The organism is Pseudomonas saudimassiliensis, assembly GCF_000939975.1.
GTDB classification, from domain to species: Bacteria; Pseudomonadota; Gammaproteobacteria; order Pseudomonadales; family Pseudomonadaceae; genus Halopseudomonas; species Halopseudomonas saudimassiliensis.
Map to the genome: position 1 here is coordinate 618792 of NZ_LK391969.1, position 16086 is coordinate 634877.

Consider the following 16086-nt stretch of genomic DNA (forward strand, 5'->3'; position numbering starts at 1 on the left):
TGCGCTGCTGTCCCGATTCATCGCCCGAGAAGGATTCTAATGAGCGAGCCGCTGGTCACCCAATGCCCTTATTGCCAGACCCGCTTCCGGCTGACCCCGGAACAATTGCAGGTCGCCGCCGGCAATGTGCGCTGTGGGGCCTGCCTGGAAGTGTTCCAAGCAGCAGCCACTACCGTGCCACCAGCGCCCACGCCGATTCCCCCTCCGCCGCCCGCTGCGGCCCCGTCCTCGTCACTGCTGGACGATGACCTGGACGAGCCGGACCTGAAAGCCCTGGGGCTGGATGAGTCGATCATTGACGAGGTCAACCCGGGCAGCATGACCGGCCATCAACGCACCGGCCTGGAAGACGCGCAACCCGCCTCGCCCGCGCCAAGCCCAGCGGCTGCAGCAGACGCCCCACCGGCCGACAGCTTCGGCGACCTGCATGAGGATTTTCTCGCCACGCCCCCGGCGCAGGATTTCGGGCCGGACTTTGACCATAACCGGCTCGGCATAGAAAGCCTGCGCCCGGTTGATGAGAGCTATACCGACCGCGGCATCTTCCGCCGCGACCAACCCACCGATCGTCCTCTGCCAACGCCCCCCGCTGCCGAGCCAGCCATCACTGCTATCGCGCCGCCGCCGCGGCCAGCCGCGGCGGCGCGCGATGTTGACGCTGATGAAGCGGCAACCGACCGCCGGGAGCCGGTGATCAACCCGCTGCTGTGGGCGGACCTGGATGATGTCCTGCTGGAGTCGACGCCACCGCGGCCGCGCCAGCGGCCCTGGTTGTGGGGCGGCCTCTGCCTGCTGGCGCTGCTCGCCCTGCCGGCGCAATTTGTCTATTACCATTTCGACGCCCTGGCCCGGGACCAGCGCAGCCGGCCGCTGCTGGAAAATCTGTGCTTCCTGGCCCAGTGCGAGCTGCCGGCGCGGGTGGATATCAGCCGCATCCGCAGCGCCAACCTGCTGGTACGGCAACACCCGGAATTTCCCAATGCCCTGGCGATCGACGTGATCCTGTACAACCGCGCGGATTTCGAACAGCCGTTTCCGGTGCTGCAGATGCAGTTCACCGATGCGGGGGGCCACGATGTTGCCAGTCGCCGCTTCCGGCCGGAAGAATATCTATCGGGCGAGCTGGCCGGGGTGCGCTTGATGCCGCCGCAGACGCCCATCCATGTTGGCCTGAGCATGCTCGATCCAGGGCCCCAGGCCAGCGGTTACAGCCTGGAGTTCCTCAGCCCCTGATCCGGAGCGGGGTCAGTGCGACCCCGCCGATCCATTGATCAAATATCAGCCAGAACAGACTTTATATGGTCATCGGTAGCAGGTATGATAGCGGCCCTCTTCACTTTTCTGACCCTGCCCGAACACGCCTGCGGTTTTGGGGCGTATACCATTGACCAGCGAGTACAGGGATGGACCTGCAGTGATCAGCATCGGCTCCTATCAGTTAACCAGTCGCGCTATCCTGGCCCCCATGGCCGGGGTGACCGACCGTCCGTTCCGTGTCATGTGCCGCGAACTGGGCGCCGGACTGGTGGTGTCGGAAATGGTGACCAGCGATACCCGCCTGTGGCATAGCCGCAAATCCCGGCAGCGCCTGGACCACAGTGGCGAACCGGCGCCCCGTTCGGTGCAGATTGCCGGTGGCGATCCGCAGATGATGGCCGACGCCGCCCGCATGAACCGCGACAATGGGGCCCAGATTATCGACATCAACATGGGCTGCCCGGCGAAGAAGGTTTGTAACAAGGCCGCCGGCTCCGCACTGCTACGTGACGAGCGTTTGGTGACCGATATTCTCGAGGCAGTGGTCGCGGCGGTGGATATTCCGGTAACGCTGAAGATCCGCACTGGTTGGGAGCCTGCGCACCGCAACGGGGTGGAGATCGCCCGCATCGCCGAGCAGAGCGGCATTCAGGCCCTGGCGGTCCATGGCCGAACCCGTAGCGAGCTGTATACCGGCGAAGCGGAATACGCCACCATCGCCCGCATCCGTGAGGCTATCTCCATCCCGCTGTTCGCCAATGGCGATATCGACTCGCCGGAGAAGGCCAGCCAGGTGCTGCGGCAGACCGGGGCCGACGCCGTCATGATTGGCCGCGCTGCCCAGCGTCGTCCCTGGATCTTCCGGGAAATTGAACACTATCTGCAGCACGGCGAGCAGCTCCCCGAACCGGGGCTGGCCTGGCAACAGTCACTGCTGCTGCAGCACCTTGATGCCCTGCACGAGTTCTACGGCCCGCAGCAAGGCGTGCGTATCGCCCGCAAGCATGTTGGCTGGCAGCTCGAAGCCCTGCCGGGGGCGGAAGAGTTTCGCCGCGGCTTCAACCGCATGGAGTGTGGTGCCCAGCAGCGCCAGGCCATCGCCGATTTCTTCAACCGCTTGATGGACGGAGGCCTCGCGGCATGAACCAACTGAACACTTCCCAGATCGACGGAACCCTTCCCGTGAGCGATACCCCCGAGGCAGAATTATCCTGCCCCCCTAGCGAGCCCCTGGCCGGCTCGCGGACCCTGCGTGACAGTGTCGAGCAGGCGCTGCGCAACTACTTCGAACACCTGGATGGCCAGGATGTGACCGACGTCTACAACATGGTGCTGGCGGAGATCGAAGCGCCACTGCTGGAGAGCGTCATGGACTACGTGCGGGGTAACCAGACCCGCGCCTCGGAGGTGCTGGGGCTGAACCGGGGCACCCTGCGCAAGAAACTCAAACAATACGGCCTGCTCTGAGCAGCCCGACGCCTTTCGCTTGCAGTGTGACGCTGCTTTCACCAACAGGATATGGACCAAGATGACCGACCAAACCACCCGCCTGCCGGTACGCCGTGCGCTGATCAGTGTCTCGGACAAGACCGGTATCGTCGACTTCGCCCAACAACTCAGTGCCCTGGGCGTGGAAATCCTGTCCACCGGCGGCACCTACAAGCTGCTGCGTGACAATGCCATCGATGCCGTCGAAGTCGCTGATTACACCGGCTTCCCGGAAATGATGGACGGCCGGGTGAAGACGCTGCATCCGAAGATCCATGGTGGCATCCTCGGCCGCCGTGACCTGGATGGGGCGGTCATGGCCGAACACGGCATCCAGCCGATCGACATGGTGGTGGTCAACCTCTATCCCTTCGCTGCCACCGTGGCCAAGCCGGGCTGCACCCTGCCCGATGCGATCGAGAACATCGATATCGGCGGCCCGACCATGGTCCGCTCGGCAGCGAAGAACCACAAGGACGTCGCCATCGTGGTCAACGCCAGCGACTATGCAAGCGTGCTGGCCAGCCTCAAGGATGGCGGCCTGACCTACGCCCAGCGTTTCGACCTGGCGCTCAAGGCCTTCGAGCACACCGCCGCCTATGACGGCATGATCGCCAACTACCTGGGCACCATCGACCAGGGCCGCGATACCCTGAGCACTGACGACCGCGCTGCCTTCCCGCGCACCTTCAATGCCCAGTTCATCAAGGCCCAGGACATGCGCTACGGCGAGAACCCGCACCAGAGCGCGGCCTTCTACCGGGAAGCGCAGCCGGCGGAGGCGTGCATCGCCACCGCTACCCAGTTGCAGGGCAAGGAGCTGTCCTACAACAACGTGGCCGACACCGATGCGGCGCTGGAGTGTGTGAAGAGCTTCAGCAAGCCAGCCTGCGTCATCGTCAAGCACGCCAACCCCTGCGGTGTGGCCGTGGTACCGGAAACCGACGGTGGCATCCGCAAGGCCTACGAACTGGCCTTTGCCACCGACAGCGAATCGGCCTTCGGCGGCATCATCGCCTTCAACCGCGAACTGGATGCCGAGACGGCCAAGGCCATCGTCGAGCGCCAGTTTGTCGAGGTCATTATTGCTCCCAGCGTCAGCGCCGAGGCCCGTGAAGTGGTCGCTGCCAAGGCCAACGTGCGGCTGCTCGAATGCGGGCAGTGGCCGGCCGAACGGATCCAGGACCTGGACTACAAGCGCGTCAATGGCGGGCTGCTGGTGCAGAGCCGGGATACCGGCATGATCACCGAAGCCGATCTCAAGGTCGTGACCAAGCGCGCGCCGACCGAACAGGAAATCCATGACCTGATCTTTGCCTGGAAGGTGGCCAAGTTCGTCAAATCCAACGCCATTGTCTATGCGAGCAATCGCCAGACCATCGGTGTCGGCGCCGGCCAGATGAGCCGGGTCAACTCCGCCCGCATCGCCGCCATCAAGGCCGAACATGCCGGCCTGCAGGTCGAGGGGGCGGTCATGGCCTCCGACGCCTTCTTCCCGTTCCGCGATGGCATCGACAATGCCGCCGCCGTCGGCATCCGCGCGGTGATCCAGCCTGGCGGCTCGATGCGCGACCAGGAAGTGATCGACGCCGCGGATGAAGCTGGCATTGCCATGGTGTTCACCGGCATGCGCCACTTCCGCCACTGAATAGGGTACGGCCGCGCTGAAGCCGGCATCTGCTGCGTTGCCCGTGACTTCGCCAATGCTCATTGCCACCTGGCAACTGCGCTTGTCAAAGCCCCGGGCGCCTTGCATCTACCAGCTTGATCGCGACCTTTTGCCGAATGGTTGGGAAAACGATCTCATTCTTCTGAGGAACGACAGATGAACGTATTGATTATCGGCAGTGGCGGGCGTGAGCACGCACTGGCGTGGAAAGTAGCGCAGGATGAGCGCGTCGAGAAGGTATTTGTCGCACCCGGCAACGCCGGCACGGCGACCGAAGCCAAGTGCGAAAACGTCGCCATCGACGTGCTGGAGCTGGACAAGCTGGCCGACTTTGCTGCCGCCAATGTCGCCCTGACCATTGTCGGCCCGGAGGCCCCGCTGGTGGCTGGCGTGGTCGATCTGTTCCGCGAGCGCGGCCTCAAGTGCTATGGCCCCACCGCCGGCGCCGCCCAGCTGGAAGGCTCCAAGGCCTTTACCAAGGATTTTCTCGCCCGCCACGCCATTCCCACCGCCGCCTACGCCAACTTCACCGAAGTCGAGCCGGCCCTGACCTACCTGCGGGAGCAAGGTGCCCCTATCGTCATCAAGGCCGACGGCCTGGCGGCGGGCAAGGGCGTGATCGTCGCCATGACCCTCGAAGAAGCCGAAGCAGCGGTCACCGACATGCTGGCCGGCAACGCCTTCGGCGATGCCGGGTCGCGGGTGGTGATCGAGGAGTTTCTGGAGGGCGAGGAAGCCAGCTTCATCGTCATGGTCGACGGTGAGAACGTGCTGCCCATGGCCACCAGCCAGGATCACAAGCGGGTCGGCGACGGCGATACCGGCCCCAATACCGGCGGTATGGGCGCCTACTCCCCCGCTCCGGTCGTCACCGATGCGGTACACCAACGGGTGATGGATGAGGTGATCTGGCCAACCGTTCGCGGCATGGCAGCCGAAGGCAACGTCTATACCGGCTTCCTCTATGCCGGCCTGATGATCGATCCATCCGGCGCACCCAAGGTAATCGAATTCAACTGCCGGTTTGGCGACCCGGAGACCCAGCCGATCATGCTGCGCCTGCAGAGCAGCCTGGTCGAACTGGTCGAGGCCGCCCTCGCCGGCGAACTGGATCGTACCGAGGCCCACTGGGATCCACGGCCCAGCCTGGGTGTGGTCCTGGCGGCCGGCGGCTATCCGGGTGATTACCGCAAGGGCATTGCCATAAACGGTTTGGAGCAAGCGGTCAGCCCGCTCGGTAAAGTGTTCCACGCCGGTACTTCCCTGACCAACGGCGCTGTCGTGACCCAGGGCGGCCGGGTACTCTGTGCCACGGCACTGGGTGACAACGTCAAGGCGGCGCAACAGAACGCCTATGCGCTGGCAACCCGGATCAACTGGGACGGCTGTTTCTATCGTTCTGATATCGGTTACCGCGCCATCGAACGGGAAAGCTGAAAGGTGGGCCCGCCGGCCGGTGGACCGGGCGGCGGGCTGATGGCGAGCCCGGAGAAATATCATCGGGCCAGCCTTGCGCTTGCTCCTGCACCTCCCCAGAATGGTCGTTCATTGCCCAAGGACAGGACAGAAGAAATTGAAGCAGACTCTCAGGTTGTTGTGTGCCAGTCTGGTGGGCCTGTGCCTGCTTATCGGCAACCAGGGAGCCCATGCCGTCAGCGCATCGCTCTTGGGCTATCAGACCTTCATCGATACCAGCGGCCAGCTGGTACTCAACGATATTCTTTCCAACCGTTACGCCAACCTGTTCGTGCCCGGTACCGAAGGGCCGGTCAAGTTGCCCGGCGGGGCCGCCGCCCTCTGGATTCAGGTGCCCTTGCAGCACCAGGATACCTATCTGCTGGAACTGCATAACCCGAGCATTGCCCGCATCAATGTATACGCGCTCCGGGACAATGTGCTGCGCACGGCTTTTACCGGCGGGGTCGCGGCTGACCGGATGGCGGTCCCCCTGCCCCACGAGGGGTTTGCTTTCCCAATCAACGTGCAGGGGACCGCCGAGCAGAAGCTGTTTATCCGGTTGCAGAACGACTATGCAGCCAGCACCCATATCAGCCTGGACCCGCTTAGCGAAGCCAGCCGCATTCATACCTATCAGCAGGCTCTGCAGGGGATGCTGGTAGGGCTGCTATTGGGGCTGGCCCTCAACTGCCTACTGCAAGGTCTGCTGCGCCGGGATCCCCTGCATCTGCTGATGGCGGTCAGCGCGCTGCTGTTCAGCTTGAGCAGCCTCAGCAGCGTGGGTTGGGCCCTGCACAACTGGGCGTTTCTCCAGGGCCGCACCGGCGCGCTGTTGCAACTGGCCGGCCTGTCCGTGCTGGCGGCTACCCTGCATGGCCTCTATCCCACTCCTGGCACATCGGGCGATCGCGCCGAGCGCATTGTTATCCTGCTGATCGGCGCCGTCCTGCTGATGCTCAGTATTGCCATGCCTGAGCTGCTGGAGCCGCTGCTCTCAACCATTCGTATCGGCTTGCCGCTGACCATGCTGTTGCTGAGCGCCGTCATGCTGTGGCGCCGCGAGCAGATCGACCGCTTGTTCCTCGGCGGTACCCTGTTGCTGATCGGTAGCTGGCTGCTCGCCCAGGTGCTGGGTCTGCCGCCCCACGATCTCAACCGGCATCTGGTCGACTTTCTCGTCTGGAGCGCCCTGGTCTGCTACGCCGGCAGCCTGTATCGCCGCGTCCAGCGCAACATGATCAGGCGCATCCGGCAGCGGCACGAGGACACCGCCCTGCTCGCCCAACGCAATGCCCGCGCGGAGTTTCTCGCACGGATCAGCCATGAAATCCGTACACCCATGAATGGCGTACTGGGGATGTCCGAGCTGCTGCTCAATACCGCCCTGTCAGCCAAGCAACGGGACTATGTCCAGACCATCCACGGCTCGGGCGCGGAGCTGCTCGGGCTGATCAACAACATTCTCGACATCTCCCGCCTGGAGTCCGGCCAACTGGCGCTCGATAACCTGCGGTTCGACCTGCATGCGGTAATCAATGATTGCCTGGAAAACCACCGCCATCGTCTTGCCAGCCAACCCATCGAACTCATCGGCTTCACCCACCCCGATGTCCCCCAGTTCATGGAAGGCGATCCCACCCGGCTGCGCCAGGTGATCATGAGTTTGCTGAACAACGCCACCCTGCACACCGACGAAGGCGAAATCCTGCTTGCGGTCGGCCTTGAACGCCAGGGCACGGACCGTCCCCTGCTGCGCTTGGCGATCCAGGACAGCGGCCACGGCATGAGCGAGGAATCGCGCAGCAGCCTGTTGGATAGCTCCGGCCCGAACGAGCGGTTGCTGCGCATGCTCGAGGGCCAGGGGCAGCTGTCGCTGTACATCTCCCAGCAGCTGATCCGCATGATGGACGGCCAGCTGGGCATCAAGGAGGGCGCGGGCAGCCTGGTGGGTACGGGTACGACCCAGGGCACTACCGTCTGGGTGTCGTTACCGGCGCGGTTTATCGAAGGCTCGGTCGGCGTGGATCAACAGGGCCAGTGCCTCATTGATCGCAGTATCCTGATCGTCGATGACAATGCGACCTGCCGCAAGGTCCTGCAGCAACAGACCAGCGCGTGGCAGATGGCGCCCCGTACCGCCTCCAGCGGACGTGAGGCCTTGGCCATGCTCCGCGCCCAGGCCAACCTGGATGCCCCCTTCGACATTCTCATCGTGGACCAGTCCATGCCTGGCATGACGGGGCTGGAGCTGGCCAGCAAGGTAAAGGACGACCCCATCATCGGCAACGATCTGCTGGTGTTCATGTTGACCGGTATGAACCAGCTGCCCAGTCGTATCGTGGCCCGCAATGCCGGCATCCACCGGGTATTGAACAAGCCGGTGTCCGGTCAGGCGCTACGGTCCGCGCTGATTGATGGCTGGTTGCAGCGCCGCGAACAGGCGGACGCCGCGCCGCGCCGGGAGCTGAAGCCATCCTCGGAGCAGGCCGACTTCCTGGTACTGGTGGCGGAAGATAATGTGGTGTCTACCCGGGTGATTCAGGGCATGTTGTCGAAGCTGAAGGTCGATTGCGAGGCAGTGAGCAACGGGCGGGATGCCGTGGAAGCGGTCACCCAGGGTAATTTTGATCTGGTGCTGATGGACTGCGAGATGCAGGAAATGGACGGCTTCACCGCGACCGAGCAGATCCGCCGCTGGGAACAGCAGCACGCAATCGCGCCGATTCCCATCATTGCGCTGACCGCGCACATCCTGCCCGAGCACCGGGAGCGGGCACGCCGCTCCGGTATGAACGGCCATATGGCCAAGCCCATTGACCTGGCGCAGCTGAAGTCCCTGCTGGATTACTGGAAGGAACAGCGCTCGGCCCGGGCCGAACCGAACTAGCGTTCGGCCTGCAGGTCCGCCTGTACAGCTGCCGCCCCGGTAGTGGCCGCGGCATAGTTGGCGAGCACGGTATTGACGAGTATTTTGAACGACATGGGCAGCTCCTCCTGTTGAACTGCCCACCATGATGCTCCGACCCGCCCGATGCAGCCATTGAAATCCCTCAATGACCGCCATAGCGTCAGCGCTGGGGACGTGCCCCGCGCCGCTTGCCCTTGGCCGCACCGGTTTCCCGCGGGGGTAGCCCGGTGTGCTGGGTCAACAGCCGGCCGGCCCTGGGGCCGCCCGCCTCGCTGGACGGCTTGCGCCGCGCGTTCTGGTAGCCCTCGACCGCCGGCTGGTAGGTCGGGATCAGATGCTGCTTGGTATTGCCGATCAGGTCGCTGCGCCCCATTTCCTTGAGCGCTTCACGCAGCAGCGGCCAGTTCTTCGCATCGTGGTAACGCAGGAAGGCCTTGTGCAGCCGGCGCTGCTTCTCGCCCTTGACGATGCCCACCTCCTCGGACTTGTACCCCACCTTGCGCAGCGGGTTCTTGCCGGAGTGGTACATGGCCGTGGCGGTGGCCATGGGCGACGGGTAGAACGCCTGCACCTGGTCGGCGCGAAAGCCGCTGCGCTTGAGCCAGAGCGCCAGGTTCATCATGTCCTCATCGCTGGTACCCGGATGGGCTGCGATGAAGTAAGGGATCAGGTACTGCTCCTTGCCCGCTTCCTTGCTGTACTTCTCGAACATCCGCTTGAAGGTGTCGTAGGTGCCGATGCCCGGCTTCATCATCTTCGACAGCGGGCCTTCTTCCGTGTGCTCGGGGGCGATCTTCAGGTAACCACCGACATGGTGGGTGACCAGCTCCTTGACGTATTCCGGTGAGCGCACCGCCAGGTCGTACCTCAGCCCCGAAGCGATGAGGATACGCTTGACCCCTGGCAGCTCCCGGGCCTTGCGGTACAGGCCGACCAGCGAGGAGTGATCGGTGTTCAGGTTGTCGCACACACCCGGCCAGACGCAGGACGGCTTGCGGCAGGACGCCTCGATTTCCGGGCTCTTGCAGGCCAGGCGGTACATGTTGGCCGTCGGCCCACCGAGATCGGAAATGGTCCCGGTAAAGCCCGGCACCTTGTCGCGAATTTCCTCGATCTCGTTGAGGATGGACTCATGGGACCGGCTCTGGATGATGCGACCTTCATGCTCGGTAATGGAACAGAAAGTACAGCCGCCAAAGCAGCCGCGCATGATGTTCACCGAGAAGCGAATCATGTCGTAGGCGGGGATCTTCGCGTCGCCATAGGCCGGATGGGGCGTGCGCGCGAAGGGCAAGCCGAACACGTAGTCCATTTCTTCGGTGCTCAGCGGGATGGGCGGCGGGTTGAACCAGACATCCCGCTCGCCGTGGCGCTGCACCAACGCCCGGGCATTGCCGGGGTTGGTTTCCAGGTGCAGAACGCGGTTGGCGTGGGCGTAGAGAACCGGATCGTTGCGTACCTTCTCGTAGGACGGCAAACGGATCACTGTGCGGTCGCGTTCCAGCCGCGGGTGGTGCAGCAGTTCAACCACTTGCACATCGGAGTCCGCCACAGCCTCCTGCGCTTCCCCTTCCTTGGCCTGCTCCACCGCACAGGCAGTAGTGTCCTGGGTGTTGACGTAGGGGTTGATGATCTTGTCGATGCGGCCCGGGCGATCAACCCGGGTGGAATCGAGCTCGAACCAGCCCTCGGGGGTATCCTTGCGGATAAAGGCAGTGCCACGGATATCCGTCAGGCTGGCCACCGGCTCGCCGCGGCTGAGGCGATGGGCCACTTCTACCACCGCCCGTTCGGCATTGCCATAGATGAGGATGTCGGCCTTGGTATTGATGAGCAAGGACGGGCGGACCTTGTCCTGCCAATAATCGTAATGGGCAATACGCCGTAGCGATGCCTCGATCCCACCGAGGATCACCGGCACGTCATTGTAGGCCTCACGGCAGCGCTGGCAGTAGGACAGGCTGGCCCGGTCCGGGCGTTTGCCGGCCTTGCCGCCCGCCGTATACGCATCATCGGAGCGGATCTTGCGATCGGCCGTGTAGCGGTTGATCATCGAATCCATGTTGCCAGCGGCGACTCCGAAGAACAGGTTGGGCTTGCCCAACTGCATGAAGTCGTCCTTGCTGTGCCAGTCCGGCTGACTGATCATGCCTACCCGGAAACCCTGGGCTTCGAGCAGGCGGCCAATAATGGCCATGCCGAAGGACGGGTGATCCACATAGGAATCCCCGGTCACGATGATGATGTCGCAGCTGTCCCAGCCGAGCTGGTCCATTTCCGCGCGACTCATCGGCAGAAAGGGCGCCGGTCCGAAACATTCGGCCCAATAGCGGGGATGATCGAACAGCGGCCTGGCGGCCGGCATGCTAAGTGCCATTACCTACTCCTCCCCGTAGCCCTGGTATGAACCGGGCGCGAGGTTTTCAAATCGGGTGTATTTGCCAATAAAGGCCATGCGGCAGGTGCCGATGGGCCCGTTACGCTGCTTGCCGATGATCAATTCGGCAATGCCCTTGTCCTGGGTGTCGGGATGATAAACCTCGTCCCGGTAGACGAACATGATGACGTCCGCATCCTGCTCGATCGCGCCGGATTCGCGCAGGTCCGAGTTGATCGGGCGCTTGTTGGGCCGCTGCTCCAGCGAGCGGTTGAGCTGTGACAGCGCCACCACCGGCACGTTGAACTCCTTGGCCAGAGCCTTGAGCGAGCGGGAGATCTCGGAGATCTCGTTGGTCCGGTTCTCGGAGGAGGCGCCACCAATGCGCATCAGCTGCAGGTAGTCGATCATGATCAAGCCCAGGTCGCCGTGCTCGCGCACCACCCGGCGGGCCCGGGCGCGCATTTCCATGGGCGACAGGCCGGCAGTATCGTCAATGAACAGCTTACGGTCATTCAGCAGATTGACCGCCGAGGTCAGCCGCGGCCAATCCTCATCGTCGAGACGCCCGGAGCGTACCTTGGTCTGGTCGATTCGCCCGAGCGAGGACAGCATACGCATGATCAGCGATTCGCCTGGCATCTCCAGGGAGAACACCAGGACCGCCTTGTCACTGTTCATGACCGCGTTCTCGACCAGGTTCATGGCGAAAGTCGTCTTACCCATCGACGGACGACCGGCAACAATGACCAGGTCCGCCGGCTGCAGGCCGGAGGTCATGCCGTCCAGGTCGGTGAAGCCGGTGGACAGGCCGGTGATCGACCCTTCGCTGTTGAACAGGGTATCGATACGATCGATTGCCTTGGTCAGCAAGGTGTTGACCGACTCGGGCCCTCCGGACTTTGGCCGGCTTTCGGCGATCGCAAAGATCTTGCGCTCAGCCTCGTCCAGCACCTCGTTGGGCTGCATGCCCTTGGGGTTGAATGCGGTATCGGTGATTTCCGTGCTGACACTGATCAGCTGGCGCATGGTGGCGCGCTCACGGATGATCTGCGCATAGGCGCCGATGTTGGCCGCCGACGGCGTGTTCTTGGCCAACTGCCCGAGATAGGCCAGCCCGCCCACTTGATCGATCAGCCCTTCGCGATCCAGGTCTTCCGCCAGGGTCACCACGTCGAACGGCTGGTTGCGTCCGGCCAGGCGCACCAGGGCGCGGAAGATCAGGCGATGGTCGTGACGGTAGAAATCCGTTTCACTGACCAGCTCGGCGACCCGTTCCCATGCGGTGTTCTCCAGCATCACACCACCGAGGACAGCCTGTTCGGCTTCGATGGAATGGGGTGGGATCTTCAATGCAGTGGTCTGGAGGTCCAGTTCGGGACGCTCGGCGTAAATCTGATCACTCATGGTACAGGCTCGATCCTGGATGGGCAGGCTTCACAAAAAACAACACGGCGCTGTCGGAGGACAAGCGCCGTGTTGGCAAGTCTAACCGCTGAGCCTGGGCAAATCACCCGCTGCCGACTACAGGTCGGAAGTGGGTGATGAGCGACTCAACAGTCCGAGGGCTTCCCCTCAGCCGGCAACCACTACCAGCTTGACGGTAGCTTCAACGTCGGTGTGCAGCTGCACAGCAACATCGAATTCACCGACAGCGCGCAGCGGGCCTTCAGGCAGGCGCACTTCGCTCTTTTCCAGCTCAACGCCAGCGGCGGTCACGGCATCAGCGATGTCGCGAGTACCGATGGAACCGAACAGTTTGCCTTCCTCGCCAGCGTTGGCGGCGATGGTAACCGTCAGCTCAGCCAGTTTGGCAGCACGGGCTTCAGCTTCACCCTTGCGTTCAGCAGCAGCCTTTTCCAGCTCAGCGCGACGCGCTTCGAAGGCTTCTACGTTGTCGGCGGTAGCCGGAGTTGCCTTACCGAACGGCAACAGGAAATTGCGAGCGTAACCAGCTTTAACGGCGACCTTGTCGCCCAGGTTACCCAGATTCGCGATCTTTTCGAGCAGGATAACTTCCATTGCGATGACCTCTTTGAATTCAACCTTGGCTGTTCGGGTCGTCATCACCGGGCGACCCGGAGGGCGGCCTCATGCGTGAGCGAAAGTCGAACAAGCTATCTACAAATGCCACAAACATAATCAGGGGGTAGGCAAACCGGATGAAGATGACAAACAGCGCATACATCCCGATCAACCAACCCGAACCCAGCTTCTTGATACCCACCACGCCATGCACCAGTGCCAGCCCGGCCAGCAACAAGGGCACGCTGGCCACCGGCGACAACATGGCCAGCTGCGGCCATTGCGGAGCAACGATGACAACGGCCAACAGGCCGATGGCAACCAGCGGCGGCAGGCGCAGCCGATGAAAGTCCTGACGAAAACCGCCCGGGTTATACAACCGGGCCTGCCAGGACCGCGCCAGCATGAGACTGATCAGGGCCATCAGCATATGCATGGCCCCCATCACCCCACCGAGCACGGGGATCATCAACGCGTCGAGACGGGCCACTAGGGTGGCCTGCTCTGCCCCATCCAGCTGCAGCCCCATCTGGGGCAGCAGCTCGGGCAGCATCTCGCGGAACCCATCGGCCATGGCCTGCAAGGGCTCAGCCAGCGCCAGCAGCAACGCCAGTGCGTAGACCACGCCCAGCGGCACTGCCAGCAGCACCACGCGGACCCAATCGTTGTGCTGGCGCAGCACCACGGCCAGACCGGCACTGCCGAGTATCACCAACACCGGGGTCAGATCACCGACGAAGGCCCAAGCCAGCGCCGGCAACATGCCCCAGGCGAGTACCGGTAGCGCTTCCGGCAGCCCGCGGCGCAGAATAACCAGCGCCAGGGCGGCCGCACTGAACCAGAACAGCAGTGGTATGGCCGCAGCGATGGCCACTGCAAGAGTGGCCTCCTTGCGACCGCGCATGATGTATTCAGCCAGACCACGCATGCCGGTTCGGTATCCCCTGATTACGGGTTCGAGCTACTGCTCAGCGACCGTGACTGTCGGTGAACGGCAGCAGAGCCAGGTAGCGGGCGCGCTTGATGGCGACTGCCAGCTGACGCTGGTATCTGGCCTTTGTACCGGTGATACGGCTGGGTACGATCTTGCCGGTTTCGGTGACGTAGGCTTTCAGGGTGTTGAGATCTTTGTAGTCGATCTCTTTAACGCCTTCAGCGGTGAAACGGCAGAACTTTCTGCGACGGAAAAAACGTGCCATGGCAGCGTCTCCTTTTAACTGGAATGGGAACCGAAAAACTTACTCGTCGTCACCGGCATCGGTATCGTCGCTGTCATCAGCGTCTTTACCGGAATCGGTGTCTTCGTCATTGCGCTCACGACGCTCACGACGCTCACCACGACCAGTGTCTTCAGGCTTGAGCATGTCAGACTGTTCGGTGATGGCTTCGTCACGACGGATAACCATGTTACGAATAACGGCATCGTTGTAACGGAAGTTTTCGGTCAGCTCTTCCAGTGCCTTGGCGCTGCACTCGACGTTGAGCATGATGTAATGAGCTTTGTGGATCTTGTCGATCGGGTAAGCCAGTTGACGGCGACCCCAATCTTCCAGACGGTGAATCTTGCCGCCGTCTTCTTCGATCAGCTTGGTGTAACGCTCGACCATGCCGCCGACCTGCTCACTTTGGTCCGGGTGAACCAGAAAAACGATTTCGTAATGACGCATTATGTGCTCCTTACGGGTTATAGCCAGCCACCCAAAATGGTCTGGCAAGGAGTAGAACTCAGGTTTGGGGCGGCCATTCTAGGGAAGTGGTAGCGAACTGGCAAGGAAAAGCGGAAAGCTCACATAAGTTGCTTCATGTTCCGCGTTCCTTTACACCGGCAGCGGCCTACCTGCGACACGCCGTGAACCCATCCATGGGGGCTCGCGGTTGCCATCCTTGGCAACCGACGGTCGCAGGTAGGCCGCTCCCGATGCAAAGGGAGCAAGCTTTGTGCGGCTGCTGGTTTAGACCCTCAGCAGCTTATAGCTCGCGGGAGAGGTTGGCCGACAGGGTCGGGCCGACCGTCGGTTGCCATGGATGGCAACCGCGAGCCTACAGGGAAGTATCTACGGCGTGTCGGCACGGCCCTGTCGGCTGGCCTCTCCCTTGCAGGCACCCACAAAACACCACGAATGGCGTCAAACGAGTTCAATCAGCCGTACGCTGCCGTACCGCCTCGAACAGACACACACCCGCAGCAACCGAGACGTTCAGGCTGCTGACCCCTCCCGCCATAGGCAGCTTGGCCAGGTAGTCGCAATGCTCCCGCGTCAGGCGGCGCATGCCGGCGCCCTCTGCGCCCATGACGATGACCGTCGGCACCTTGAGGTCGACCTGATACAACAGCTGGTCCGCCTCCCCTGCTGTGCCAACCACCCAGAGGCCACGCTGTTGCAACTGCTTGAGCGTACGTGCCAGGTTGGTGACCGCTACCAGCGGCACGGTCTCCGCCGCGCCACAGGCCACCTTGCGCACCGTGGGCGACAGGCTGGCCGAGCGATCCTTCGGAATGATCACCGCCTGGGCACCCGCTGCATCGGCGCTGCGCAGGCAAGCACCGAGGTTATGCGGGTCGGTCACACCGTCGAGCACCAACAGCAGGGGCACGCCCTCCTCCTTGTCGAGCAGGTGAGTCAACATGTCTTCGGACCACAGCTGGCTGGGCGTGACCCTGGCGACGACACCCTGGTGCACCCCGCCATCGGCCAGGCGATCGAGATCCTCCGGCAGGATTCGCTCGATATCGATCGCAGCACTGGCAGCCAGGTCGAGGACCGCCTGCATGCGCGCATCCAGGCGGCCGCGCTGCACATTCAGCTGCTTTACCCGCCGCGGCGCGCGCTCGAGCATGGCCTGTACCGCATGTAGGCCGTAGATATATTCCAGATCACTCATGTTCAGCTTTGCTCACTGCAC

Annotated in this window: 13 protein-coding genes; 6 read left to right on the forward strand and 7 right to left on the reverse strand. The window is 62.9% G+C overall.

The window, feature by feature from the left end:
* The first annotated feature begins 39 nt into the window (after positions 1-39).
* The 6 genes from VG99_RS02980 (at position 40) to VG99_RS03005 (ending at position 8759) form a co-directional block, all read left to right on the forward strand.
* The gene (locus VG99_RS02980; protein ID WP_044498256.1) at positions 40-1233 is read left to right on the forward strand and encodes a zinc-ribbon and DUF3426 domain-containing protein; all 1194 of its coding nucleotides are present in this window, start codon (positions 40-42) and stop codon (positions 1231-1233) included.
* 151 nt (positions 1234-1384) lie between these two features.
* A complete protein-coding gene (dusB, locus tag VG99_RS02985; RefSeq protein ID WP_420848274.1) occupies positions 1385-2401 on the forward strand; it encodes a tRNA dihydrouridine synthase DusB in 1017 nt (338 codons plus the stop codon).
* A complete protein-coding gene (fis, locus tag VG99_RS02990; protein WP_044498257.1) occupies positions 2398-2724 on the forward strand; it encodes a DNA-binding transcriptional regulator Fis in 327 nt (108 codons plus the stop codon). The genes dusB and fis overlap by 4 nt, the downstream gene beginning before the upstream one ends.
* 61 nt (positions 2725-2785) lie before the next feature.
* Positions 2786-4393: a bifunctional phosphoribosylaminoimidazolecarboxamide formyltransferase/IMP cyclohydrolase gene (gene purH / locus VG99_RS02995; protein ID WP_044498258.1), complete on the forward strand. Its 1608-nt coding sequence runs from the start codon at positions 2786-2788 to the stop codon at positions 4391-4393.
* 177 nt (positions 4394-4570) lie between these two features.
* Positions 4571-5851 (forward strand): phosphoribosylamine--glycine ligase, encoded by a 1281-nt coding sequence (purD, locus tag VG99_RS03000; protein ID WP_044498259.1) that lies wholly within the window; start codon positions 4571-4573, stop codon positions 5849-5851.
* A 136-nt stretch (positions 5852-5987) separates the two neighbouring features.
* Entirely contained in the window at positions 5988-8759 is a 2772-nt protein-coding gene (locus VG99_RS03005; protein ID WP_162182776.1) for a response regulator, read from the forward strand.
* Positions 8760-8940: 181 nt separating this feature from the next.
* Here the strand turns inward: VG99_RS03005 and VG99_RS03010 are convergent, their stop codons facing one another.
* The 7 genes from VG99_RS03010 to rlmB form a co-directional block, all read right to left on the reverse strand.
* Positions 8941-11145, reverse strand: a complete 2205-nt coding sequence (locus tag VG99_RS03010) for a YgiQ family radical SAM protein (RefSeq protein WP_044501398.1) — start codon at positions 11143-11145, stop codon at positions 8941-8943.
* Positions 11146-11160: 15 nt separating this feature from the next.
* Entirely contained in the window at positions 11161-12564 is a 1404-nt protein-coding gene (dnaB, locus tag VG99_RS03015) for a replicative DNA helicase (RefSeq protein WP_044498261.1), read from the reverse strand.
* A 168-nt stretch (positions 12565-12732) separates the two neighbouring features.
* The gene (gene rplI / locus VG99_RS03020) at positions 12733-13179 is read right to left on the reverse strand and encodes a 50S ribosomal protein L9 (RefSeq protein ID WP_044501399.1); all 447 of its coding nucleotides are present in this window, start codon (positions 13177-13179) and stop codon (positions 12733-12735) included.
* Between the two features lie 19 nt (positions 13180-13198).
* The gene (locus VG99_RS03025) at positions 13199-14110 is read right to left on the reverse strand and encodes a YybS family protein (protein ID WP_044498262.1); all 912 of its coding nucleotides are present in this window, start codon (positions 14108-14110) and stop codon (positions 13199-13201) included.
* A gap of 40 nt (positions 14111-14150) precedes the next feature.
* Positions 14151-14381, reverse strand: a complete 231-nt coding sequence (gene rpsR / locus VG99_RS03030; protein WP_044498263.1) for a 30S ribosomal protein S18 — start codon at positions 14379-14381, stop codon at positions 14151-14153.
* A gap of 39 nt (positions 14382-14420) precedes the next feature.
* Positions 14421-14849: a 30S ribosomal protein S6 gene (rpsF, locus tag VG99_RS03035; RefSeq protein WP_044498264.1), complete on the reverse strand. Its 429-nt coding sequence runs from the start codon at positions 14847-14849 to the stop codon at positions 14421-14423.
* Between the two features lie 469 nt (positions 14850-15318).
* Positions 15319-16065: a 23S rRNA (guanosine(2251)-2'-O)-methyltransferase RlmB gene (gene rlmB, locus VG99_RS03040; RefSeq protein WP_044498265.1), complete on the reverse strand. Its 747-nt coding sequence runs from the start codon at positions 16063-16065 to the stop codon at positions 15319-15321.
* Positions 16066-16086 lie beyond the last annotated feature (21 nt).